Raw genomic sequence first — 22,950 nt, forward strand, 5'->3', positions numbered from 1 at the left:
CGGCGGAGCTCGAAGAGGACCGCCAAGTTGGCCGGCTCGAGGATCCCGAGGGCCACCACCGCCATGACGGCCACCACGATCATGGAGGCCACCACCCAGGGGTGGTTCGGCGAGCTGGCCAGCAGGTTGCCCTCGTGGCGGGCCAGCTGCCAGCCGGCGGCCAGGGTGCAGAGCACCACGGTCGGCATGATGAGCAGCAGCTTCGGCATGAGCCGCCGGGTGAGCTCCACCCGGGCGGGCACCGAGAGCCGGGCGAGGATCGGCCCGAGGACGAACCCGAGGAAGAGGTCCAAGGTCGTCCAGATCCCCCCGGCGACCACGTGGAAGAAGTCGATGGACCACAGCCCGTTCGTGGCGATGGCGGCCACCAGGCCGGCGAGGACGAGCCCGACCACCGGCAGGCCCCGGACCGGGACGATGGGCAGCGCCTCGGCGCCAGGGGCGCCGGAGACCGCCGCTGGGGCCGCCGTCGCGGGAGCGGTCGCGCCGCCCGGAGCCCGAGCGGTCTGGGTGCGGAGCTCGGTCATCCCCCTCCCCTCCCTCGGCGGCCCCGGCCGGCCGCCCTCGTGCCAGGCTAGCCCAGCCCGGTTCCCGCACCGGGCCCCTAGGCTGCCCCCGTGGCCCAGGTCGATCTCGAGCGCTACGGCCTGCGCGCGCTCCAGGACCGACGCACCGCGAAATGGGCCAGGCACCCGCCGGGCGTGCTGGCGGCCTGGGTGGCCGACATGGACTTCCCGGTGGCGCCGCCCGTCCACGAGGCCCTCGAGGCGCTGCTGGCCACGGACCAGACGGGTTATCCCTCGAGCGCCATGGTCGAAGCGGTCCGGGAGGCCTTCGTGGCCCGCATGGCCAGCCGCTACCGCTGGGCGGTCGACCCGGCGACGGTCGAGCTGACCAGCGAGGTGGTCCAGGGCATCGCGCTCTGTCTCTGGCAGCTGACCGAGCCGGGGGACGCCGTGCTGGTCCCGACCCCGGCGTACCCGCCGTTCCTGTCGGTGGTCCGGGCGACCGGACGACGGCTCGTCGAGCTGCCGCTGACGGGGGCGGGGGGGCGGGTCGAGCTCGACGGCGAGCGGCTGGCCGCAACGGTGCGGGCCGAGGGGGTCCGCGTGGTGCTCTGGTGCTCTCCCCACAACCCGACGGGCCGGGTCTGGCGACCCGAGGAGCTCGCAATCCTGGCCGACGTGGCCCTGGCCGAGGACCTGGTGGTGGTGAGCGACGAGATCCACGCCGAGCTCGTCTACCCGGGCCACGAGCACCGGCCCTTCGCCACCCTGGGCCCCGAGGTCGCCGCCCGGACCGTCACCTTGACCTCGGCCAGCAAGGCCTTCAACCTGGCGGGCCTGCGCTGCGCAGTGGCGGTCCTGGGCTCCCCGGCCCTCCAGGCCCGCTGGCGGGCCCTGCCCGAGGCCCTGCGTGGCGGTCTGTCCTCGCCGGGCCTCGTGGCCACGGCGGCCGCCTGGCGCGACGGGGACCCCTGGCTGGCCGAGGTCCTCGCCTACCTCGAGACGAACCGGGACCTCGTGGCCGCCACCCTCCAGGAAGCCATCCCTGCGGCCCGGCACGTGCCCCCCGAGGGCACCTACCTCGCCTGGATCGACCTGTCGGCCACCGGCCTCGGGCCGGACCCGGCAGCCTGGCTCCTCGAACACGCCCGCCTGGCGCTCTCCTCGGGGCCCGAGTTCGGCCCGCCCGGTGCGGGCCACGTCCGGCTGAACTTCGCGACCCCCCGACCGGTCCTGGTGGCGCTCCTGGAGCGCCTGGTCGAGGCCCTGGCGACCCCCCCTCCCCGGGGTGGGGCTCAGCCGCCCGCTGGGGCGACCCCCGCCTCCTGGTCCTGATCCGCGGCCACCCCTCGTTGGTCGGCCCTCGGGACGCCCCGGCGGGGCCGGGTCTCGGCCACCTCGGGGAAGGTCTCGAGGAGCACCGCCCGGAAACGCTCGCGCACCTCGTCGGCCGCGGTGGCCGCGCTCGGCTCGGGGGGCACCTCGTGGCCCTCGCCGAGCTGCCAGGCGGCGCCCAGCTCGTCCGGGTCGGCGCTCTCGAGCACCGCGGCCGCCTGGAGGGCCGCGCCGGTGGCGACGAGCTCCTCGTCCTCGGGCACCCGGACCGGCTGGCGGGCCAGGCCCGCCAGGATCCGCTGAAGGGCCACCGAGCGGGCCCCGCCGCCCACGAGCAGGAGGCGCCCGCCGACGGGCACCCCCTGCTCGGCCAGGCGGTCCAGGGCCTCGAGGAGGAGGCAGGCCACGCCCTCGACGGCCGCCCGGGCCAGGGCCTCGCGGGTGAGGTCCGAGCGGATCCCGCGCAGCACCCCGCTGGCGTGGGGCAGGTTCGGGGTCCGCTCCCCGTCGAGGAACGGCAGCAGCGTGAGCCCGCCGGCCCCGGGCGGGGCCTCGAGGGCCAGGCGGCCGAAGGTGTCGAGGTCCACCCCGAGCAGCGCGGCCACCCGGTCGAAGACCTTCGCCGCGTTGAGGGTGCAGACCAGGGGCAGGAAGCCCCCGCGCGCGTCGGCGAACCCGGCGACCGCACCCGAGGGGTCGGCCGTCGGGCGGTCGGCCCGGACGAAGACCGTGCCGGAGGTGCCGACGGAGACGGCCACGTCGCCGGGCCGCAGGCCGAGGCCGAGGGCCGCCGCCATGTTGTCCCCGGTGCCGGGGCCGACCACCGCGCCCTGCCACGTGCCGGCCGCCTCGGTCGGCCGGAGCACGCTCGGGACGACCCTCGGGTCGAGCCCGACCCGGTCGAGCAGCTCGGGCAGCCACTGGCCGCCGGCCGGGTCGAAGTAGCCGGTGCCCGAGGCGTCGCCCCGGTCGGTGACCCGGGCACCGGTGAGCCGCCAGGTGAGCCAGTCGTGTGGCAGCACCAGGTGGCGGATCCGGGCGTGCACGTCGGGTTCACACCGGGCGAGCCAGGCCACCTTCGTCACGGTGAAGGCCGCTGTGGGCACCGAGCCGGTCCGGGTCGCCCAGGTCTCGGGGCCGAGCTCGGCCACGAGCCTCGCCGCGTCCTCCGCCGACTCGGTGTCGTTCCAGAGCTTCGCTGGCCGAAGCACCCGGTCGGCGGCGTCGAGGACCACCATGCCGTGCTGCTGGGCGCCGACCGCGAGGCCCACCACCGGCGCGTCGACCTCGGCCCCCACGCGCGCCAGGAGGCCGCTGAGCGCTGCCCACCAGGCCTCAGGGTCCTGTTCGGAGCGGGGGGGCGTGGTCGGCGGATGGGGCGCCCGGCCGAGGAAGCGAACCCGGCCGCTTCGGACCTCCCGGGCCACGACCTTCGTGGACTGGGTCGAGGAGTCCACCCCGAGGACCACGGCCGGTCCCGTCCCCCTCCCCGTCGCCACCTCCGGGAGCCTACCGGCCGGTGTCTCAGCGCCGGAGGGTGCCGCTCGCCAGGAGGCCCCGCTGGTCGAGGACGGAGACCTCGAGGGGCAGTCGCAGGTGGCCGGGCAGCGCAAGGGCCCGACCCCAGGCGAACGGGGCGCCCCGGGCCTGGAGGTCGCCGGCGCTCAGGAGGGTCCGGCCGGCGGCGTCGTCCACCACCACCCAGAGCGAACCCTCCGCAGGACCCGGGTCGAGCTGGACGAAGACCCAGGAAGGCCAGGGGTGCACGCCCTGGTAGACGAAGGCCTCCCCGACCCGCCGCCCGTTCGGCCCTCGGAGGACCCCGGCGAGGAGGGACCGCCCCCCGAGGGCCTGGAGGGTGTGGACGTACTGCCCGGTCAGGCCGCCGCCCGGGGCACCTGAGCCCGCGCTCTGGCGGCCGACGGCGAAACCGGCGACGGCGACGACCACGGCGGCCGCAGCCGCGAGCAGCCAGCGGGCCCGCCGAGCGGGCCGTGCCGACCCCGGTGCCCCGGTGGCGCGCCGTGGGGGCCCGACCGGAGGGAGGGCGGCCACCCGCTCGAGGACCCGGGCTTCGAAGCCCGGGGGCGGTTCCTCGGGGGGGACGGCCTGCACGAGCAGGTCCCCGGCCTGCGCCAGGGCGGCCAGCTCGCTGCGGCACGCCGGACAGGTCCCGAGGTGCCCGAGCAGCTCGGCGCGTTCCGTCCCGGCCAGCACCCCGAGGGCGAGGGCGACGAGATCGTCGGTGAACGCCGCGCAGGCCTCCTCAGGCACGGGCCGTCCCTCCTCGCTCTTCCCCACCCCAGGGTCCGCTTCGCCGCCCGCCGCCCTCCGCCGAACCCTCGGCAAGGGCTCCGCCGGGCGGGCTCGCCTCGGGTCCGAGCCGGACCCGGAGGCGGCGCAGGCCGCTGCGGATGCGGGTCTTCGCCGTGCCCAGGGGGATGCCCTCGATGTCGGCCACCTCCTGGGCGGTCCTCCCCCACCAGGCCACCAGGACCAGCGCCCGTCGCTGCTCGGCGGGCAACCGGGCGAGCTCGGCGCGGACCCGGTCGCGCTGGTCCACCAGTGCCCCCCAGTCCTCCGGTGTGCACCCGGCGAGGGCGGCCTCGGTCTCCGGCAGGTGCCCGGGCGCGACCGGCTGGTCCCGGCGGAGTCGCCGGGCGTCGATCGCCAGGTTCCGGGCGATGGTCAGCGCCCAGGCCCGCACGCTCCCCCGCCGCACGTCGTAGCTGGCGGCGTGGCGCCAGATCCGGACGAAGGCCTCCTGGGCCACCTCCTCGGCCCGGGCCCGATCCCCGTCGAGGACCCGGCGGGCCAAGCCGTAGACCGGGCCCTGGAGCCGGCGGACCAGGCTGGCGAACGCCTGCTGGTCGCCGAGGGCGACGAGGGCCACGAGGGCTTCGTCACTCGCCTCGTCCACGGCCGCCACCTCGGTGCGCCCGGCGTCGGCTCAGTAGCCGCCACCGTAGGACGGGGCGCTCTGGGCACTGCTGGCCGCCGACGAGGACGAGGCTCCGGTCACCGGGCTGGCCGAGGCGCTGGTGGCCGAGGCCGACACGAGGTACCAGACACCCCCGCCGGGGAAGTGGATCCCCTCCCCCTTGGTCTGGCCCGCCTGGGTGTCCTCGACGAAGGTGTAGAGGGGGTAGCCGTTGTCGGTCACCTGCACCTCGCCGTTGGTGCGGTGGACCACTCCGAGGGTGCCGGCCACGCCTGTGCCGGCCACCGGCGCGCTCGTGCCCGACGGCAGGGTGAGGGGATGCCAGATGCTCAGGCAGGAGCCGGTGCACTTGATGGCCCCACCGGCCTCGGAGGTGAGCAAGTAGAGGGTCTGGCCGGTGGGGGTGGCGAGCACCGTCCCGTCGCTCGTCCGCAGCGCCTCGACCGTCGGGGTGCTCGTGGCCGTGCTGGAGGCCGGCGCGCTCGCCTTCGGGCTCGCGGGCTTCGAGCTGGCCGTCGACGACGAGCTCCCGCAGGCCGCCGCCAGGACGCCCCCGAGCAGGAGGGCGCCGCCGAGGCCGAGGACGCGGCGCGCCGGCCGTCCCCGAGTGGTCGTGTGGCTCGGCGCCCCGTGAGGGGTCCGACCCGCTCGCAGGGTGTCCGGTGCGGTCGAGGGCTGCATGCTGCGACACCTCCTTCTCGGGGGCCGGCGGGCCCGGCACCAGGACCGTTCGGGTGGGACTACGGCCGAGGGCCCCAGAGGGATTGCGTCAGGGGGTCCTCCGCCGAGCGGGGCGCGATCCGAGGCTCAGGGGTGGTCCGGGATGCCCTGGAGCTGGTGGTCGGCGTGGTGGAGGGCCTCGGTCACCAGGGCCCGGACGTGGGTGCCCTTGGCTCGGTACAGCACGTGGCGTCCGACCTTGCGGCCCTCCACGAGGCCGGCCAGGCGGAGCTTCGCCAGGTGCTGGCTGACCGCGGGTCCCCGGGCCCCGACGAGGGCGGCCAAGGTGGTGACGTCGAGCTCCTCCGAGGCGAGGAACCACAGGAGCAGGAGGCGGGTCCGGTCGGCGAGCAGGCCGAAGGCGGCCACCGCCGCCCGGACCTGCTCCTCGGTCGGCCGGTCCCGGGACGCCATGGGGTCCTGTCCCACGGACGACCGTCGGCTCGCTGCCGGCGTACGCGCCACCCCTGCATCGTACCAACACAACCTTTGCATAGTTGCGCAGGTGTTGGTTATGTTCGGGCGGTGAGCCACACGGCCACCTGCGGACCGGACCACGCCCACGTCGCCGCTGCCGATCCCGGTCCGGCGGAGCACGGGGGCAATGCCAGGGGACCCGCCAGGCGGCTGGTGGTGCTGCGAGAGGTCCGGGAGGTCCCCCTTGCGGCTGCGGCGCTGCTCGCCTTCCTCGGGGCCCTGGCGCTGCGGGCGTGGGGAGCGCCGGCGGTGGCGGATGCGGCCCTGGGGGCCTGCCTGGTGGTCGGCGGGCTGGAGCCGACTCGGGCGGGACTGGCCGCCCTCCGGGCGCGGCGGCTCGACGTGGACCTGTTGATGGTGGTGGCCGCGCTGGTCGCGGTGGCCATCGGCCAAGCGCTCGACGGGGCCCTGCTCGTCGTGATCTTCGCCACCTCTGGAGCCCTCGAGGCCCTGGCGACGAGACGGACCGAGGAAGCGGTGCGGTCACTGCTCACCCTGGTGCCGGCGGTGGCCCATCGCCTTCGACCCGAGGGCGACGAGGAGGTCGTGCCCGTCCAGGCCCTGGCCGAGGGGGATCGGATCCGGGTCCGACCCGGGGACCGGCTGCCGCTCGACGGGCGGGTGGTGGCAGGCCGAAGCGAGGTGGACGAGGCGAGCCTGACCGGGGAGGGCCTGCCGGTCCCAAAGGGCGTGGGCAACGAGGTCCTCGCGGGGACGACGAACGGCTCGGGCACCCTGGTGGTGGCGGTCCGGGGCTCGGCGAGCACCTCGCTCCTGGCCCGGATCGCGGCCCAGGTCGAGGAGGCCGCCTCGACCAAGGCCCGGACCCAGCTGTTCGTGGAGCGCCTGGAGCAGGGGTACTCGCTGGCCGTCGTGGGGAGCACCCTCGTCCTGCTCGCGCTCCCCTTGGCGCTCGGTGCCGCCCTCCGGCCGACGCTGCTCCGGGCGATGACCTTCATGATCGTGGCGTCGCCCTGCGCCGTGGTCCTGGCCACCATGCCGCCGCTGCTGGCCGCCATCGCCAGCGCCGGGCGGCACCGGGTGCTCGTGAAGTCGGCGGTGGCCTTGGAGCGCCTGGGCGGGCTCACCCAGGTGGCCTTCGACAAGACGGGCACCCTCACCGAGGGCCGGCCCCGGCTGGTGGCGATCCGGCCGCTTTACCCCGGGGTCGGCGAGGAGGAGCTGCTGCGCCTGGCCGGCGCGGTCGAAACCGCGAGCGAGCATCCCCTGGGGGCAGCCGTCGTGGCCGAAGCCCGGATCCGGGGACTCTCGCTGCCCGAGGCCACCGACTTCGGGGTGCGACCGGGCATCGGGGCCGAGGCCGAGGTCGCCGGGCAGCGGGTGGCCGTGGGCCGCCCTGCCCTGGTCGACCCGCACGACCCGGCCCGGGCGGTGCTCGCCGAGCTCGGGTCGGTCGGCCGGACGGTGAGCGTCGTGCTCCTCGACGGGCGGCCCGCCGGCGCGCTGGTGTTCGCCGATCCGCTCCGCCCCGAGGCCGCACCGGCGTTGGCTGCCCTGCGTCGGATGCTGCCCGACCCGCCGGTCCTCGTGACCGGCGACCAGGAACCGGCCGCGTGGGCGGTGGCCGACGCCGTCGGCATCGAGGTGGTCCGGGCCGGGCTGCTGCCCGACGAGAAGCTGGCGGTGGTCGAGGCCTTGGAACAGGCGGGCGCCCGGGTGGGCATGGTGGGCGACGGGATCAACGACGGCCCGGCGCTCGCCCGGGGGCACGTCGGCATCGCCATGGGCGGGCGGGGAAGCGACCTGGCCCTCCAGAGCGCCGATCTGGTGGTGGCGAACGACGACCTCCTGGCCCTGCCGGCGGTCCTGGGCCTCGCCCGCCAGGCGAACCGGCTCGTCCGAGCGAACCTCGCCTTCGCCGCTGCGGTGATCGTGGCCCTCGTGGTCCTCGACCTCCTCGGCCACCTCCCCCTCCCCCTCGGGGTGGCCGCCCACGAGGGCTCGACGGTCGTCGTGGGCCTAAACGGCCTCCGGCTGCTGCGCTCACGGCACTGGGGAGCGGGGCCGCAAGCCCGTTCCTCGGGTCCGCGGGGAGGGCTTTCCCGGCCCCGCGCAGCACGGCGGTCCCCACGAGGTCTCGGCGGAGTCAGCCTCGGCAGAGCTGAGCCCTCGGCGCGCCGTGATGGTTCCAGCCCGGGGAGCGCCGCTATGCGCTGCGACCGAGCCAGCGGACCCTCACGCCGAACTCCTCAGCCACCTGGAACTCCGGGTCACCCGTAAGGACCGGGCAATCGAGCACCGATGCAGCGCCCGCGGCAAAGGCATCGGCAAAGCTGAGCCCTCCGCGCGCCTTGATGCTTGCAGCCCGGCGCACAAGGGTGTCGTCGAGGTCGACCCAGCGGACGCCTACACCCCCCGGCCGATGTTCCGCTCGAAGGTTCGCCCACACCTCCTCGGCGGCTGCAGCGCCGGCGGTCCGTTCGAGGATGTAGGCGACCTCCCCGAGGTTGACGAGCGTCATCCACGGCTCGCCGGTCCGCAGGACCTCCTCGACCTCGGTCCAGCCAGGCTCTTCGGCGAGGAAGGCCAGGACCGCGTGGGCATCGAGGACGACGCGATCAGGCATCTTCCTGCTCGCGATCCCGCGCGCGCTCCTCAAGGAGCAATGCCGTCAGGTCGCTGCCCTTGAAACGCCCCCGCAGCTGCTCGATCGAGAGGAGGGGCTTCGGGATGAGGTCACCGTCGCGCTCCAGCCACACGACCTTCGTGCCTGGTGGGAAACCGTAACGGTCGCGCAACGGCTCGGGGATGGTCACTTGACCCTTCGGGTTGACTGTCGTGACCATTGGTATTACCACAACTTCAAGTGTACTACACGTCGCTTTCTGTCGTGATCAAGGTCGATCGCGGTGTCGCCGAGGGATCAGGGAACCCTCAAACCGGGACTGGCTCGGCCTGGGTGTGCGTCCCACCGTTCCGCTCGTCTTCGACGAGCACGAACCCGTCGTTCTCCGCAGCCGTCGGCAGCCAACCGAGGACCCCGGGAGACGGCTCAGCACCGGCAGGAAGGTCGCGCAACGGGCCGGCTCGTTGGTCTGGGTTCGCCGGCTCACCATCACCTCGGCCAGGTGGTCGTGCCGTTCGGTCACAAGTCGACGCAGGTCCGCGAGACCGGGCACATCATCGAGCACGGAGCGGGCGGCGGCGAAGAACAGGTTCGGCTGGCGCTTCTCCGCCGGCAGGCTGGTCAGGAAGTCGAGGATGGCCTCGTCATCGGCGACCGCCATCGCGAGCGACTCGTCGCGGACCGAACGACCCGCCGCCGAGCGGTCCGGGGACCCGGGTGCCGAACGGGTGGCTCGAAGCGCACCCCGGATCGTCGAGCACGGGGTCGGTGTCGGAGGGGGGACTTGAACCCCCACGCCCTTGCGGGCACCAGCCCCTCAAGCTGGCGCGTCTGCCTATTCCGCCACTCCGACGGGTCGGCTCGGTCCGGTCCGTGACCGCTGGCTGCACCGTCGACCCGCTGGGCCGCCGGCACGGGCCGGGCTGAGCGAAGGCATGCTAGCGCGCTGGGCCCCTCCCCCGGGACCGTGGGTCGGCCGACGGGGCGGGGTGCGCGGTCACCCGGGGGCGGCCGGCGGCGACCTCAGGCAGGGCAGTTCGGCGAAGGAGCTGCCAGCCGGCGAGGTCGTCGAGGATGCCGCCGCCGCCGGGGTCGAGGGTGAGGCCCTGGAGGCTGGCGGACCAGAGGGCCAGCCGGGGCACGCTGGCGAGGGGCAGGGCGGGCAGGTCGGCCCAGAGGAGCCGGTCGGCCTGGTTGGTGAGGGTCTGGGCCTGGACCTGGTTGAGCTGGGCGGCCGCCTGGTCGAGGAGGTGGTCCACCCGGGGGTCGTCGAAGCCGGACCAGTCGGTGAGGGCCGAGCCGGCCACCGGGGCCGCCTGGGTGCTGTAGAGGGGGTCGAGGAGACTCGGGAAGGCCGGGGTCGGGACCGAGACGACGGCGAGGTCCCAGGTGCCGCCTGGCTGGAGGTGCCCGGCGAGGCTGGCGGTGGCCACGGGCTGGGCGCGGATGGCGAAGCCGTCGGCTTCGAGCTCCCCGGCGATGGCCTGGGCGAACTGGGCGGCCCAGGGGTCACCCGCGGCCCAGGTCAGGGTGAGGACCAGGGGCTGGCCGCCGAGCTCCCAGGGGCCGTTCGGGCTGCGGGTGAGCCCGGCGGCCTGCAGGTCGGCTGCCGCCTGGGTCGGGTCGGGCTGGGCGTAGGCGGCGCCGTCGTCCTGGTAGCCGGCCTGACCGCCGACGAAGAAGAAGTTCTGTTGGACCCCGGCCGAGGGGTCGAGGGGGTCGAGGAAGCGCTGGACGAGGGCGGGTCGGTCCACGAGGTGGGCGATGGCCGCACGGACGGGCAGCTGGGCGGTGGGGCCCTGGAGGGTGTCGAAGACCAGCTGCAGGGTGGTCGGGCTGATGGCCTCGGTGCTGTGCACCGCCGGCGCCGAGGAGGCGGCGTCGAGCAAGGCGAGGTCGAAGGGGTCGGGGCTCGCCGCCTGGGCGCTGCCCTGGTCCACCTGGGCGACGGCCTGGGTGGCGCTGGGCACCGCGTCGAGGATCACTCGGGCCAGGGCCGGCTGCGGTCCCCACCAGTCGGGGTTCTTGACGAGGACCAGCTGGCGACCGGGGTCGAAGCTGGCCACCTCGAAGGGTCCTCCGGACACCTCGACGGCCGGGCCGCCGGGAGCGAGGGCGTCCTGCCAACCGGTGCCGCCCAGGGCCGGGACCGGTGGGAGCAGGTCGAAGAGGGCCGGCCAGGCGGCGTCGGGGGTCTGGAAGGTGACGGTGACGGTCAGCCCGTCGTCGCTGCCCTGGACGCTGGCGATGTCGTCGTAGCCGGCGTCGGCCCGCAGGTGCTGCCAGAGGGCCACGAAGACGTCGGCCCGGATGGGCACCCCGTCGGACCAGACGGCCTTGGGGTTCAGGTGGTAGACGACGACCTGGGGGTCGACCCCCACGACCTCGGCGCTCTGGACCAGCCCCGGGGCGAGCTGGGGCCGCAGACCGGGGGCCAGGTCGTAGACCCCCGGCCAGACGTTCTGGAGGATCGCCCCGACCAGGGGCCCGGCGTCGGGGGCCCAGGGGTCCAAGGTGCTGGGCAGGCTCGGCAGGTCGATGGTGACCGTGGCGTTGCGCACCACGGCGTCGGTCGGGGCCAGGGGCGCCGGGGCGGCCCGTCCGCCGAGGAGGCCCAGGGCGCCGACCAGCGCGGCCAGGGCGGCAGCGAGGCCGGCGGCGAGCCAGGGCAGGCCTCGTCGGAGAAGCGGGTGCCCCCTGCCGCCGGCTGGGGCCGGCGGCGTCGGGCGGCTCACTGCAGGCGCAGGGCCAGGGCCACCGTGGTGAAGGCGAAGACGAGGGCGACGGTGATGGTGATGCGGTCCAGGTTCTTCTCGACCACGGTCGACCCGGCAGCCGCCTGCCCCACAGCGCCCCCGAACATGTCGGAGAGCCCACCGCCCTTCCCCGAGTGGAGCAGCACGAGCCCCACGAGGGACACCGACGAGAGGATCTGGATGACGAGCACGGCGATGGTCAGCACGGTGGGACCGGCCTCCTGGCGGTGGGGACGCAACGGCACGAGCGGCGTCCAGCTGACAGCTGCCGGGAGGCTAGCAGAGCCACCCGACGAGCCGACGGCGGCCGGACTAGCGGGGCGTGCTTCGGGCCCCCATGGCCGCCTGGACGATGGCGGCGAAGGAGTCGGCTCGGAGGCTGGCCCCCCCGACGAGCAGGCCGTCGACGTCCCGGCCCCGAAGGAGCTCCAGGGTGGTCTCGGGGGTGACCGAGCCGCCGTAGAGGAGGCGGACGGCGGCCGCCTCGGGCCCGTGGGCCTCGACGAGCCGGCCCCGGACGAAGGCGCAGGCCGCCTGGGCGTCCTCGGGGGTGGCGGTCTGGCCGGTCCCGATGGCCCAGACCGGCTCGTAGGCGACCACGAGGGCCGAGACGGCCTCCCCGTCGAGGCCGGCGAGGGCCGCGGTCAGCTGGGCGGCGAGGCGCTCCTCGGTGGCCCCGGCAGCCCGCTCCTCCTCGGTCTCCCCGACGCAGAGCACCGGGACCATGCCGTGGCGGCGGATCGCCTGGAGGGTGGCGGCCACCTGCTGGTCGTCCTGGCCGAAGAGCCGGCGGCGCTCGGAGTGGCCGACGAGGACGTAGCGGACCCCGAGGCGGGCCAGCATGGGCGGGGCCACCTCGCCGGTGAAGGCCCCGGCGTCCTGGTGGTAGCAGTGCTGCGCCCCGAGGACCAGGGGGAGGCCCCGGTCCTCGATGGTGGTCTGGGCCGAGCGCAGGTCGGTGAAGGGCGGGTGGACCACCACCTCGACCCGGCTGCTGGCCCCCTCGGGCAGCCGGAGGCCGAGCTCCTGGAGGGTGCGGATGGTCTCCAGGTGGTCGTGGTGCATCTTCCAGTTCCCGGCCACGAGCACCCGCCGGGGCGCGGGCCGGGTCTGCTGGGCCGCCTCGGCGGCCGCCTGATCCGCGCTCACCGGCGGGCCGGGGCGTTCGAGGCCTGCCGGAGGGCGGCCAGGCCCGGGAGGTCCCCGTGCTCAAGGAGCTCGAGGGAGGCCCCGCCCCCGGTGGAGACGAACCCGACCCGGTCCTGGAGGCCGAGGCGGTCGAGGGCCGCGGCCGAGTCGCCCCCGCCGACCACGCTGTGGCCGGGGCAGGCGGCCACCGCCTCGGCCACCGCCCGGGTCCCAGCGGCGAAGCGCTCGTCCTCGAACACCCCCATGGGCCCGTTCCAGAAGACGGTGCGGGCCTCGGCGAGGCAGGCGGCGAAGCGAGCCGCGGTGGCCGGGCCGATGTCGAGGCCCCGCCAGCCCTCGGGCACCGCCGAGGCCACCATGGTGCGGCCGCTGCCCGGCCCGCCGTCGGCCAGGGTCCCCTCGGGGCTCAGGCAGACGACGTCCTCGGGGACCACCAGGCGGTCACCGGCCTCCTCGAGGAGCACCCGGCACTCCTCCAGGCGGGCCGGGTCGACCAGGGAGGCCCCCACTCCGATCCCCTTGGCGGCCAGGAAGGTGAAGGCCATCCCGCCGCCGACCACGAGGCGGTCGACCACCTGGAGCAACGAGCGCAGGACCCCGAGCTTGTCGGCCACCTTGGCTCCCCCGACGACCGCCACGAACGGTCGGGCTGGGGCGGCGAGGAGACCGCCGAGGACCTGGACCTCCTTGGCGAGCAGGCGCCCGGCCGCCGCGGGCAGGAGGCGGGGCGGGCCGACGATGGAGGCGTGGGCCCGGTGCGAGGCCCCGAAGGCGTCGTTCACGTAGGCGTCCTGGCCGTCGACCAGCCGGCGGACGAAGGCCTCGTCCCCGGCCTCCTCCCCGGGGTCCCAGCGGAGGTTGTCGAGCAGCCGGACCTCGGGGACCAGCTCGGCCAGGCGGGCCCGGACCGGCTGGAGGTCGGTGGCCGGGTCCGGGACGCCCTTCGGGCGGCCCAGGTGGCTGCAGACGGTGACCGTCGCCCCCTGGTCGACCAGCCAGCGCAGGGTCGGGACCGCCGCCCGGATGCGGAAGTCGTCGGCCACCTCCCGCTGCCCGCCGGAGCCGGTGCGCAGCGGGACGTTGAGGTCGGCGCGGACCAGGACCCGCCGGCCGGCGAGGGGGGGCAGGTCCTCGAGGAGGGGCAGGCCGGCGGCCGGCCCGCCCTGCGGGTGCTCGCCCACCGGCCCCTCAGCTCCGGGCGAGGAGGAGGACGAGGTCGAGGAGGCGGTTGGCGTAGCCCCACTCGTTGTCGTACCACCCGAAGACCTTCACCAGGGTGCCGCCCCCAGGGAGGGCCATGGTCATGGTCAACCCGGCGTCAAGGATGCAGGAGGCCGGGTTGCCGACGATGTCCGAGGAGACCAGCGGCTCGTCGCTGACCTCCAGGATCCCGGCCAGGGGCCCGTCGGCGGCCGCCTTGCGGAACGCCGCATTGACCCCCTCGGCGTCGACCGCCTGGGCCACCACGGCGGTGCAGTCGGTGATGGATCCGTCGGGGACCGGGACCCGCAGGGCGGTGCCGTCGAGCTTCCCCTGCATGGCCGGCAGGGCCAGGGCCGTGGCCCGGGCCGCCCCGGTCGTGGAGGGCACGATGTTGAAGGCCGCGGCCCGGGCCCGCCGGGGGTCCTTGTGGGCCAGGTCCAAGAGGTTCTGGTCGTTCGTGACGGCGTGCACGGTGGTCATCAGCCCGCTCTGGATGCCGAAGGCGTCGTCGAGGACCTTGACCATGGGCACGAAGCAGTTCGTGGTGCACGAGGCGTTGGAGACCACCCGGTGACGGGCCGGGTCGTAGGCGTCGTGGTTGACCCCCATGACCACCGTCAGGTCGGCCCCCTTAGCCGGGGCGGAGACCGCCACCCGCTCGGCACCGGCCTCGAGGTGGGCCGCCGCCTGCTCCCGGTCGGTGAAGCGGCCGGTGGACTCCACCACCACCTGGACGCCCAGCTGCCCCCAGGGCAGGGCTCGGGGGTCCCGCTCGGCGAGCACGGCGATGCGCCGGCCTTCCACCACCAGGGCGTCGTCGGCCACCTCGACGCTGCCGGGGAACGCCCCGTGGGTGGTGTCCCGGCGGAGCAGCTGGGCGTTGGTGACCGGGTCCGTGAGGTCGTTCACCGCCACCACCTCGAGGTCGGCCCGCCGGGCGGCGGCCGCTCGGAGGAAGTTCCGGCCGATCCTCCCGAAGCCGTTGATCGCCACGCGTGCGGTCATCGTCCTCCCCTCCTTCGTGGGTCCCCTATCCGAGCAGATCGACCAGGGCCTTCGCCAGTTGCTCGGGGTCGTGGGCGTGGCCCGGGCGGTCGGCGAGGGGCCGTTCGACCACTGGCACGCCGGGTTCGCCGAGCGGGATGTGGCTGGTGTCGGCGAGCACGACGTCCACGGGGATCCCGTGGGCCCGGATCGCGGCCACGTGGGCGGCCACGTCGTAGCCGGCGGTCTCGGCCACCTGGGGCCGCAAGTTGGCGACGTAGACCCGCTGGGCGCGGGTGGACCTGAGCGCCTCGGCGATGCCCGGCACGATGGCCGCGGCCAGGACGCTGGTGAAGAGGGACCCCGGCCCGAGGACAACCTGGTCCGCCTGGCGGATGGCCTCGAGAGCCGCCTCGCTGGCCGGCGGGTCGGGGGGGGCGAGGCGGACCCGGCGGATCCGGGAGGTGCCCATGACTGCCACCTGCCCCTCGACCGGGCCGTCGGGGGTCTCGGCCACCAAGGTGACCGGGCCGGCGCTGGCCGGGACGACCCGACCCTCGCAGCCCAGGAGCCGCCCCGCCTCGTCGAGGGCCGCCTGGAGATCCCCGGTCACGGTCGCCAGGGCCGCGAGGAGGAGGTTGCCGAGGGGATGGCCAGGGCCGCTCGACGCCGGGGACTGGCCGCCGGGCGGGGTCGACCCGAGGAGGGCCTCGGCCGGGAAGCGGTGCTGGCAGGCCGCGGCCAGGGCCGAGTCCTGGGCGGCGAGGGCCACGAGGCAGGTCCGCAGGTCCCCGAGGGGTGGGAGGCCGAGGCTGGCCCGCAGACGGCCCGAGGACCCCCCGTCGTCGGCCAGGGAGACCACCGCGGTGACCGAACCGGCGTAGCGCCGCGCCGCCCGTAGCGTGGCGGCCTGGCCGTGCCCGCCCCCCACGGCCACCACCGCCGGTCCAGTGGCGGCCTCGTCGAGGGGACTCACCGCTCCACGTCCCGGTGCAGGACCCCGGCGGACCAGCCGGCGGCCTGCAGGCGGCCGGCCACTTCCTCGGCCAGGGCCACCGAGCGGTGGCGACCGCCGGTGCAGCCGAGGGCGATGGTCAGGTACGACTTCCCCTCGCGCTGGAACGCCGGCAGGAGCAGGTCGAAAAGACGCTGGAGCTCCTCGAGGAAGGCGGTGGTCTCGGGCTGCTCGAGGACATAGCGGCGGACCGGCTCGTCCAGGCCGCTCTGGGGTCGGAGCTCCTCCACCCAGTAGGGGTTCGGCAGGAAGCGGCAGTCGAGGACCAGGTCGGCGTCGAGGGGCACCCCGTGGGCGTAGCCGAAGGACAGCACGGTGGTCCTGGGGCCCGGCGAGCCGGGATCCCCGAAGAGGGCCATGATGCGGACCCGGAGCTGGTTGACGGTGAGGGAACCGGTGTCGAGGACCACGTCGGCCCGTTCCCGGACAGCGCGGAGGTGGCGGCGCTCCTCGGCGATGGCCAGGTCGACCGGGTCGCCGCCCATGGGGTGGCGTCGGCGGGTCCCGGCGAAGCGACGGACGAGGATCTCGTCGGGGGCGTCGAGGAAGACGAGGCGGACCGCGTGGCCTTGGGCCCGGAGGGCTTCGACGGCGGGCAGGGCCTCGTCGACCGGCGCTCCCCCGCCCCGGCCGACCACGAGGGCGACCCGCTCCTGGGGCCGGCCGTGGGCGGAGAGGGCCTCGGCCGCCTCCGCCAAGAGCGAGGGCGGCATGTTGTCGATGACGTACCACCCGGCGTCCTCCAAGGCGGCGGCGGCGGTGGAGCGCCCGGCGCCGGACATGCCGGTGATGACCAGGTAGTCGCTCACCCCTCGGCCTCCCTCACGGTCCCCCATCCTGGCCGATGGCGACCCTTACCGGGTCCGGGACGAGCCCCGGACCGGCCTCGGGCGCAGACGGCGACGACGGCTCGGCAGGGGTGCTGGGCCCGTGGAGGTGGGCGAAGAGGGCCTCCGCTACTGGTGCGGGCAGGAACGGCAGGCCGGCCAGCTCCTCGAGGGGCGCGGCGCGGAGGCGCCGGAGGGAGCCGTAGTGGCGAAGCAGGGCCCGGCGGCGGGCCGGGCCGAGCCCGGGGACCTGGTCGAGGGCGCTGCGGGTCATGCGGGCCGAGCGCAGGCGGCGGTGGTAGCCGACGGCGAAGCGGTGGGCTTCGTCCCGGGCCTGCTGGAGGACGAGGAGGGCCGGGGAGCCGTAGGGGATGCGGAGGGGGTCGGGGCGGCCGGGGACGAAGACCTCCTCGAAGGCCTTGGCCAGGGCGGCGACCGGGATCTCCCCGGTCAGGCCGAGGCGTTCGAGGACCTCGACCGCCACCCCGAGCTGGCCCTTGCCCCCGTCCACCAGGAGCAGCTGGGGCGGGTAGGCGAACCGGCGGGCCCGGCCATCGGTCCCCTCGGCTGCCCGGGCCCGTTCCCGGAGGAGTGCGCCGAGGCGCCGCTCGAGGACCTCGCCCATGGCGGCGTAGTCGTCGTTGCCCGGGACGGTGCGGATCTTGAAGCGGCGGTACTCGCTGGGCCGGGGCAGGCCGTCCTCGAGGACCACCATGGACCCGACGTAGTCGGTCCCCTGGAGGTGGCTCATGTCGTAGCACTCGATGCGCAGGGGGGCCTGGGGCAGGCCGAGGACCTCCTGGAGGGCCTCCAGGGCCGCCGCCCGGGCCGCGTGGTCGGCGGCGCGGCGGCTCCGGGCCCGCCGGAGCTCCTCGAGGGCGTTGGCCTGGGCCGTCTCGAGCAGGCGGCGCTTGGCTCCCCGCTGGGGCACCGAAAGGGTCACGGGCCCGCCCCGCCGGTCCCCGAGGAGGGCCTGGTGCGCCTCGGCGGCCTCCGGAAGGGTCGGGAGGAGCACCTGCCGGGGCACGGGCTGATCGAGCTCCCCCTCGGCGCTGCGGCCCCGGGTGGGGTCCCCGGCGCCGCTCACCAGCTCCCAGTCCGCCGGCGCCGGGCGGGCCCGCCCCGACCCTCCCGGGTGGGACCGCTCGGGGGGCCCGGCGTCGGCGTAGAGCTCCTCGAGGACCCGGCCGAGCAGCCCGGCCTGGTCGAGCTCCTCGGCCCGGTCGACGAGGAGGACCCGCCGGCCGACCAGCCGGCCCCGACGGACCCGCAGGACGCAGACCGCTGCCTGGAGGGGGTCCTCGGCGAGGCCGAGGACGTCGAGGTCCTCGGGCCGGTCCAGGACGACCTCCTGGCGGGCGGTGGCCAGCTCGAGGCTGGCCAGCTGGTCGCGCAGGCGCGCCGCCCGCTCGAAGGCCAGCTGCTCGGCCGCCTCGGCCATCTCCTGGCGGAGGCGCGTGGCGAGGGCCTCGGTGTCGCCGGCGAAGAAGGCCATGAGGTCCTCGACGTAGCCCCGGTAGGTGGCCGGGTCGACGGCCCCGACGCAGGGGCCCGAGCAGCGCTCGATGTGGAACAAGAGGCAGGGCCGTCCCATGGCCTGGTGCCGGCGGAACTTGCCGTCCGAGCAGGTCCGGACCGGGAAGCTGCGCACCACGAGGTCCAGGGTCTCCCGGGCTGCCTTGGCGTGGGTGAAGGGACCGAAGGCCGCGGTCCCGGACCGCCGGCGCCCCCGGACCACCGCGGCCCGGGGCCAGGGGTCCGAGACGGTGACCGCCAGCCAGGGGTAGCTCTTGTCGTCGACCAGCCGGACGTTGAACCGGGGCCGGTGGCGCTTGATGAGGCTGTACTCGAGGAGGAGGGCCTCGGTCTCGTTGGCCACCTGGATCCACTCCACCCGGGCGGCCTGGGCCACGAGCTGCGCGGTCCGGGGGGCCAAGGTGGCCGGGTCGGCGAAGTAGGAGGCGAGGCGCTGACGGAGGGACTTGGCCTTGCCGACGTAGAGCACCCGCCCGTCGGCGTCGAGGAACTGGTAGGAGCCCGGGGCGTCGGGGATGCTGGCTGGGGGCGGCCGCTCGACCACTCCCCCACTGTGCCGCGTCCGCGGTGCCGCCGACGCGCCGGCGCACGATCCGGTCGGGCGGGTCGCTGGCGGCGGGCCGGGTGGGCCAGCCGCTAGGGTTGGGGAAAGCGCCGGCCTGGTATCCGGCAACCACCATCCCGCTCCGAGGCCGCCATCCCCGCGGCGGGCGACCAGGCGCCCCCGCCGGCCGTGGAGGAGCGCATCCCCCGAGGGGGTCCATCGAGATGCTTCGCCTGCAGACGCCGCTGCCCGCCTGGTATCGGGAGGCCGCTCCCGAGGAGCTCGATGCCCGCATCGAGTCGGCCAAGGCGGCCCTGGGACGACGGCTGGTCATCCTCGGCCACCACTACCAGCGGGACGAGGTGATCAAGTTCGCCGACGCCCGAGGGGACTCGTTGCGCCTGGCCCGCTTCGCCGCCGAGCAGGACGAGGCGGCCTACGTGGTGTTCTGCGGGGTCCACTTCATGGCCGAGTCGGCCGACGTCCTGACCGCCCCGCACCAGCAGGTCATCCTGCCGGACCTGAACGCCGGGTGCTCGATGGCCGACATGGCCGATGCCGAGGACGTGGAGACCGCCTGGGAGGAGCTGGCCGAGGTGATCGACACCGAGGCCTTGGTGCCCATCACCTACATCAACTCCTCGGCCGCGGTGAAGGCGTTCGTGGGCCGCCACGACGGGGTGGTCTGCACCTCCTCGAACGCCCGGGCCGTGTTGACCTGGGCCCTGGGCGAACCGGGCGGCGCGGCGGGCCGGGGCGAGAAGGTGCTGTTCGTGCCCGACCAGCACCTGGGGCGCAACACCGCCCTGGCCATGGGCTACCGACCAGACGAGATCGCCCTCTACGACCCCCGGCGTCCCCTGGGCGGCCTGGACGAGCGGACGGTGAAGGAGGCCCGGGTCCTGGTCTGGAAGGGCCACTGCTCGGTGCACCAGCGGTTCACCCCGGCGCACGTGGCCGCCTTCCGGGAGGCCCATCCCGAGGGGATCGTGGTGGTCCATCCCGAGTGCGCCCACGAGGTGGTGGCCGTGGCCGACCTGGTGGGATCGACGGACTTCATCATCAAGACGGTGGCCGAGGCGCCGGCGGGGGCGGTGCTGGGGGTGGGCACGGAGATCCACCTGGTGCACCGCCTGGCCACCGAGCACCCCGAGAAGACCGTGGTGTCCTTGGACCCCCTGGTGTGCCCCTGCTCGACCATGTTTCGGATCGACCCGCCCCACCTGGCCTGGGTCCTCGACGGCCTGGTGGCCGGTGAGGTGCGGAACCGGATCACGGTGGACGACGAGACGGCCCGCTGGGCGCGGGTCGCGCTGGAGCGGATGCTGACCATCTCCTGACCCCCGGCTCCGCCGTCGCGCCGCTTAGGACGCCGCCTCGGTCCGCCGGCGACCCTCAGCAGCCGGACGTCGGGTGGCCGTGCTGGCCGGGGCGGTCCGCCGACGGGGAGCCCGGCGCCCCCCTCTGGCGTCGGCGGGCGCCGACGACCCGTCGGGGGACCCCGGGTCGACAAGGGGCGACAGGCCGAGGAGAGGGGCGAGGACCGCCCCGGTGGCGCTGCCGGGGGTCCGGGCGACCTCCTCGGGGGTGCCGGTGGCCACCACCCGGCCGCCCCGACTGCCCCCCTCGGGCCCGAGGTCGACGAGGTAGTCGGCGCTCTTCACGACGTCGAGGTTGTGCTCGATGACGACCACGGTGTTGCCCTGGTCGACGAGCCGGTCGAGGACCTCGAGGAGCCGGCGGACGTCCTCGAAGTGCAGGCCGGTGGTGGGCTCGTCGAGGACGTAGAGGGTGTGGCCGGTGGGCCGGCGGGAGAGCTCGGCGGCGAGCTTGACCCGCTGGGCCTCGCCGCCCGAGAGGGTGGTGGCCGGCTGGCCGAGACGGACGTAGCCCAGGCCGACGTCGACCAGGGTGTCGAGGTGGCGGCGGATGGCCGGCTGGTAGGCGAAGAACTCCCGGGCCTCCTCGCAGGACATGGCCAGGACGTCGGCGATGTTCTTGCCCTTGAAGGTGACCTCGAGGGTCTCCCGGTTGTAGCGGGTCCCCCCGCAGACCTCGCAGGGCACGTACACGTCGGGCAGGAAGTGCATCTCGATGCGGACCGTGCCGTCGCCGGCGCATGCCTCGCAGCGGCCCCCCTTCACGTTGAAGGAGAACCGTCCCGGCTGGTAGCCGCGGACCTTGGCCTCGGGCGCCTGGGCGAAGAGCCGGCGGACGTGGTCGAAGAGCCCGGTGTAGGTGGCCGGGTTCGACCGGGGGGTCCGGCCGATGGGCGACTGGTCGATGGCCACCACCTTGTCGACCAGCTCGACCCCCTCGATGCGGCGGTGGCGCCCAGGGGTGGTCTTGGCCCGCATGACCGTCCCGAGGAGGGCCTGGAGGAGGATGTCGTTCACGAGCGTGGACTTGCCCGATCCGGAGACGCCGGTGACCGCCACGAGGCAGCCGAGGGGGAAGGCGACGTCGATGTCGGCGAGGTTGTGCTCGGCGGCCCCCCGGACCACGAGGGCCTGACCGCTGCCCGGCCGACGGCGCTCGGGCACCGGGATGCGCCGGCGCCCGGCGAGGTACTGGCCGGTGAGGGAGGCCGGCTCCTCGAGGAGGCCGGCCACCGGGCCGCTGTAGACCACCTGGCCGCCGTGCTCGCCGGCCCCGGGGCCGATGTCGACCACGTGGTCGGCGGCCCGGATGGTCTCCTCGTCGTGCTCGACCACGATGACGGTGTTGCCGAGGTCCCGGAGGCGCAGGAGGGTGTCGAGGAGCTTGCGGTTGTCCCGCTGGTGGAGGCCGATGGAGGGCTCGTCGAGGACGTAGAGCACGCCGACGAGCCCCGAGCCGATCTGGCTGGCGAGGCGGATGCGCTGGGCCTCGCCGCCCGAGAGGGTGGCGGTGGCCCGGGCGAGGGTCAGGTAGTCGAGGCCGACGTCCAAGAGGAAGCGGAGTCGGGCCTGGATCTCCTTGAGGACCCGATCCGCGATGCGGTGCTCCCGTTCGGAGAGGGAGAGGTCGGCGAGGACCTGGGCGGTCTCGGCGATGGAGAGGGAGCAGAGCTCGAAGATGCTGCGCCCCCCGACCGAGACGGCCAGGGCCTCGGGCTTGAGCCGGGCCCCGCCGCAGGCGCTACAGGCTACCTGGCGCATGAAGCCCTCGGCCCACTCCCGGACGGCTTCCGAGGTGGCCTCGGCGTGGCGGCGCCGGAGCCAGGGGACGATGCCCTCGAAGGGCACGGCGTGCTCCCGCTGGCGGCCGAAGCGGTTGCGGTAGCGGAGGGCGACGAGGCGCTGGCCGGTGCCGTAGAGCAGCACCCGGCGGTCCTGCGCCCGGAGCTTCTCCCAGGGGGTGTCGAGCGAGAAGCCGGAGGCCTCGGCGACCGCCTCGATGAGCCGGTCGAACCAGCGGCTCCGCCCCCCCACCCAGGGCACCAGGGCTCCCTCGGCCAGGCTCTTGCTGGGGTCCGGGACGACCAGGTCGGGGTCGACCTCGAACTGGGTGCCGAGACCGTCGCAGGCCGGGCAGGCCCCGTAGGGCGAGTTGAAGGAGAAGGTCCGGGGCGCCGGCTCCTCGAAGGACAGGCCGCAGGCCGGGCAGGCCAGGTGCTCGGAGAAGGTGAGGAGCTCCTCGTCCCCGTCGTCCCCGAGGACGGCCACCTCGGCCACGCCACCGGCCAGGGCCAGGGCGGTCTCCATGGACTCGGTCAGGCGCTGGCGGATGCCGTCGCGCCGGACCAGCCGGTCGACGACCACTTCGATGGTGTGCTGCTCGTAGCGGCCCAGGCGGAGCTCGGCCCGCTCGGCCAGCTCGACCGTCTGGCCGTCCACCCGCACCCGGGCGAACCCCTTGGTCGCCAGCTCGTCGAGGAGCGCCACGTACTCCCCCTTGCGGCCCCGGACGACCGGGGCGAGGACGAGGAAGCGGGTGCCCTCGGGCAGGCCGAGGACCCGGTCGACAATCTGCTGGGGGGTCTGGCGCGCCACGGGCCGGCCGCAGCTCGGGCAGTGCATGGTGCCCACCCGGGCGTAGAGCAGGCGGAGGTAGTCGTAGATCTCGGTGACCGTGCCGACGGTGGAGCGGGGGTTGCGGCTGGCGGTCTTCTGGTCGATGGAGATCGCCGGGGAGAGGCCCTCGATGAAGTCGACGTCGGGCTTGTCCATCTGGCCCAGGAACTGCCGGGCATAGGCCGAGAGCGACTCGACGTAGCGCCGCTGGCCCTCGGCGTAGATGGTGTCGAAGGCCAGGGACGACTTGCCGGACCCGGAGAGCCCGGTGAAGACGATCAGGCGGTCCCGGGGCAGTTCCAAGGAAACGTCCCGGAGGTTGTGCTCCCGGGCGCCCCGGATGACGAGGCGGTCGCTCATGGGCGCCCGGCCCCC

The 22,950-nt window shown here is 75.2% G+C and carries 20 protein-coding genes, 1 tRNA gene and 1 pseudogene; 3 read left to right on the plus strand and 19 right to left on the minus strand.

What is annotated here, in order from left to right:
* A pseudogene (locus Acit_RS04545) lies at positions 1-527 on the minus strand (hypothetical protein); the annotation flags it as partial.
* A gap of 90 nt (positions 528-617) precedes the next feature.
* Here Acit_RS04545 and Acit_RS04550 point away from each other — a divergent pair.
* Complete coding sequence (locus Acit_RS04550; RefSeq protein WP_248106189.1) at positions 618-1,841, plus strand: MalY/PatB family protein; 1,224 nt, start codon at positions 618-620, stop codon at positions 1,839-1,841.
* Here the strand turns inward: Acit_RS04550 and xylB are convergent.
* The 5 genes from xylB to Acit_RS04575 form a co-directional block, all read right to left on the minus strand.
* The gene (gene xylB / locus Acit_RS04555) at positions 1,802-3,340 is read right to left on the minus strand and encodes a xylulokinase (RefSeq protein WP_248106191.1); all 1,539 of its coding nucleotides are present in this window, start codon (positions 3,338-3,340) and stop codon (positions 1,802-1,804) included. The two genes, Acit_RS04550 and xylB, sit on opposite strands and share 40 nt — an antisense overlap.
* Before the next feature lie 25 nt (positions 3,341-3,365).
* Positions 3,366-4,115, minus strand: coding sequence for an anti-sigma factor family protein (locus Acit_RS04560; protein ID WP_248106194.1), 750 nt, complete (start codon positions 4,113-4,115; stop codon positions 3,366-3,368).
* Positions 4,108-4,761, minus strand: a complete 654-nt coding sequence (locus tag Acit_RS04565) for an RNA polymerase sigma factor (RefSeq protein WP_248106196.1) — start codon at positions 4,759-4,761, stop codon at positions 4,108-4,110. Before Acit_RS04565 ends, Acit_RS04560 begins: the two co-directional genes overlap by 8 nt.
* Before the next feature lie 30 nt (positions 4,762-4,791).
* Complete coding sequence (locus Acit_RS04570; RefSeq protein WP_248106198.1) at positions 4,792-5,463, minus strand: COG4315 family predicted lipoprotein; 672 nt, start codon at positions 5,461-5,463, stop codon at positions 4,792-4,794.
* Positions 5,464-5,589: 126 nt separating this feature from the next.
* On the minus strand, positions 5,590-5,916 hold the full coding sequence (locus Acit_RS04575) for an ArsR/SmtB family transcription factor (protein WP_282436284.1): 327 nt from the start codon (positions 5,914-5,916) through the stop codon (positions 5,590-5,592).
* A gap of 111 nt (positions 5,917-6,027) precedes the next feature.
* Here Acit_RS04575 and Acit_RS04580 point away from each other — a divergent pair, with 111 nt between their 5' ends.
* Positions 6,028-8,220, plus strand: a complete 2,193-nt coding sequence (locus Acit_RS04580; RefSeq protein ID WP_248106202.1) for a heavy metal translocating P-type ATPase — start codon at positions 6,028-6,030, stop codon at positions 8,218-8,220.
* Here Acit_RS04580 and Acit_RS04585 read toward each other — a convergent pair.
* The 12 genes from Acit_RS04585 to uvrC all read right to left on the minus strand — a co-directional run bounded on the left by Acit_RS04585 (position 8,147) and on the right by uvrC (position 18,580).
* Entirely contained in the window at positions 8,147-8,566 is a 420-nt protein-coding gene (locus Acit_RS04585; RefSeq protein ID WP_248106204.1) for a PIN domain-containing protein, read from the minus strand. The genes Acit_RS04580 and Acit_RS04585 overlap by 74 nt on opposite strands.
* Entirely contained in the window at positions 8,559-8,786 is a 228-nt protein-coding gene (locus Acit_RS04590; protein ID WP_376746004.1) for an AbrB/MazE/SpoVT family DNA-binding domain-containing protein, read from the minus strand. Before Acit_RS04590 ends, Acit_RS04585 begins: the two co-directional genes overlap by 8 nt.
* Positions 8,787-8,834: 48 nt before the next feature.
* A complete protein-coding gene (locus Acit_RS04595) occupies positions 8,835-9,362 on the minus strand; it encodes a DUF2332 family protein (RefSeq protein WP_312709601.1) in 528 nt (175 codons plus the stop codon).
* Positions 9,336-9,419: transfer RNA gene (locus Acit_RS04600), tRNA-Leu, on the minus strand. Before Acit_RS04600 ends, Acit_RS04595 begins: the two co-directional genes overlap by 27 nt.
* Before the next feature lie 85 nt (positions 9,420-9,504).
* Entirely contained in the window at positions 9,505-11,301 is a 1,797-nt protein-coding gene (locus Acit_RS04605) for an ABC transporter substrate-binding protein (RefSeq protein WP_248106209.1), read from the minus strand.
* Complete coding sequence (secG, locus tag Acit_RS04610) at positions 11,298-11,567, minus strand: preprotein translocase subunit SecG (RefSeq protein WP_248106212.1); 270 nt, start codon at positions 11,565-11,567, stop codon at positions 11,298-11,300. The genes Acit_RS04605 and secG overlap by 4 nt, the downstream gene beginning before the upstream one ends.
* Before the next feature lie 67 nt (positions 11,568-11,634).
* Complete coding sequence (gene tpiA, locus Acit_RS04615; protein WP_376746006.1) at positions 11,635-12,387, minus strand: triose-phosphate isomerase; 753 nt, start codon at positions 12,385-12,387, stop codon at positions 11,635-11,637.
* A gap of 80 nt (positions 12,388-12,467) precedes the next feature.
* The gene (locus tag Acit_RS04620; RefSeq protein ID WP_282436288.1) at positions 12,468-13,616 is read right to left on the minus strand and encodes a phosphoglycerate kinase; all 1,149 of its coding nucleotides are present in this window, start codon (positions 13,614-13,616) and stop codon (positions 12,468-12,470) included.
* A 43-nt stretch (positions 13,617-13,659) separates the two neighbouring features.
* Positions 13,660-14,679 carry a type I glyceraldehyde-3-phosphate dehydrogenase gene (gene gap / locus Acit_RS04625; protein WP_248106218.1) on the minus strand — a complete coding sequence of 340 codons (1,020 nt, stop codon included), beginning with the start codon at positions 14,677-14,679 and terminating at the stop codon, positions 13,660-13,662.
* A 25-nt stretch (positions 14,680-14,704) separates the two neighbouring features.
* Positions 14,705-15,634 carry a gluconeogenesis factor YvcK family protein gene (locus tag Acit_RS04630; RefSeq protein ID WP_248106221.1) on the minus strand — a complete coding sequence of 310 codons (930 nt, stop codon included), beginning with the start codon at positions 15,632-15,634 and terminating at the stop codon, positions 14,705-14,707.
* Positions 15,631-16,509, minus strand: coding sequence for an RNase adapter RapZ (gene rapZ / locus Acit_RS04635; protein WP_282436223.1), 879 nt, complete (start codon positions 16,507-16,509; stop codon positions 15,631-15,633). The genes Acit_RS04630 and rapZ overlap by 4 nt, the downstream gene beginning before the upstream one ends.
* Positions 16,496-18,580, minus strand: coding sequence for an excinuclease ABC subunit UvrC (gene uvrC / locus Acit_RS04640; protein ID WP_248106224.1), 2,085 nt, complete (start codon positions 18,578-18,580; stop codon positions 16,496-16,498). Before uvrC ends, rapZ begins: the two co-directional genes overlap by 14 nt.
* Before the next feature lie 224 nt (positions 18,581-18,804).
* On the opposite strand from uvrC, the gene nadA reads away from it, so the two are divergent.
* Positions 18,805-19,920, plus strand: coding sequence for a quinolinate synthase NadA (gene nadA, locus Acit_RS04645; RefSeq protein WP_248106225.1), 1,116 nt, complete (start codon positions 18,805-18,807; stop codon positions 19,918-19,920).
* A gap of 24 nt (positions 19,921-19,944) precedes the next feature.
* Here nadA and uvrA read toward each other — a convergent pair whose 3' ends face one another.
* Positions 19,945-22,935: an excinuclease ABC subunit UvrA gene (gene uvrA, locus Acit_RS04650; protein WP_248106228.1), complete on the minus strand. Its 2,991-nt coding sequence runs from the start codon at positions 22,933-22,935 to the stop codon at positions 19,945-19,947.
* Positions 22,936-22,950 lie beyond the last annotated feature (15 nt).

Origin of the sequence: Aciditerrimonas ferrireducens (genome assembly GCF_023130475.1) — a bacterium.
Lineage (GTDB): Bacteria > Actinomycetota > Acidimicrobiia > Acidimicrobiales > UBA8190 > Aciditerrimonas > Aciditerrimonas ferrireducens.

What these genes read in the sequence shown, in the direction of transcription:
- Acit_RS04575 (WP_282436284.1), bottom strand. Translation starts at nt 5,916, where the DNA reads ATGGCGTCCCGGGACCGGCCGACCGAGGAGCAGGTCCGGGCGGCGGTG.
- uvrA (WP_248106228.1), bottom strand. Translation starts at nt 22,935, where the DNA reads ATGAGCGACCGCCTCGTCATCCGGGGCGCCCGGGAGCACAACCTCCGG.
- Acit_RS04590 (WP_376746004.1), bottom strand. Translation starts at nt 8,786, where the DNA reads ATGGTCACGACAGTCAACCCGAAGGGTCAAGTGACCATCCCCGAGCCG.
- nadA (WP_248106225.1), top strand. Translation starts at nt 18,805, where the DNA reads ATGCTTCGCCTGCAGACGCCGCTGCCCGCCTGGTATCGGGAGGCCGCT.
- Acit_RS04585 (WP_248106204.1), bottom strand. Translation starts at nt 8,566, where the DNA reads ATGCCTGATCGCGTCGTCCTCGATGCCCACGCGGTCCTGGCCTTCCTC.
- Acit_RS04570 (WP_248106198.1), bottom strand. Translation starts at nt 5,463, where the DNA reads ATGCAGCCCTCGACCGCACCGGACACCCTGCGAGCGGGTCGGACCCCT.
- gap (WP_248106218.1), bottom strand. Translation starts at nt 14,679, where the DNA reads ATGACCGCACGCGTGGCGATCAACGGCTTCGGGAGGATCGGCCGGAAC.
- rapZ (WP_282436223.1), bottom strand. Translation starts at nt 16,509, where the DNA reads ATGGGGGACCGTGAGGGAGGCCGAGGGGTGAGCGACTACCTGGTCATC.
- tpiA (WP_376746006.1), bottom strand. Translation starts at nt 12,387, where the DNA reads ATGCACCACGACCACCTGGAGACCATCCGCACCCTCCAGGAGCTCGGC.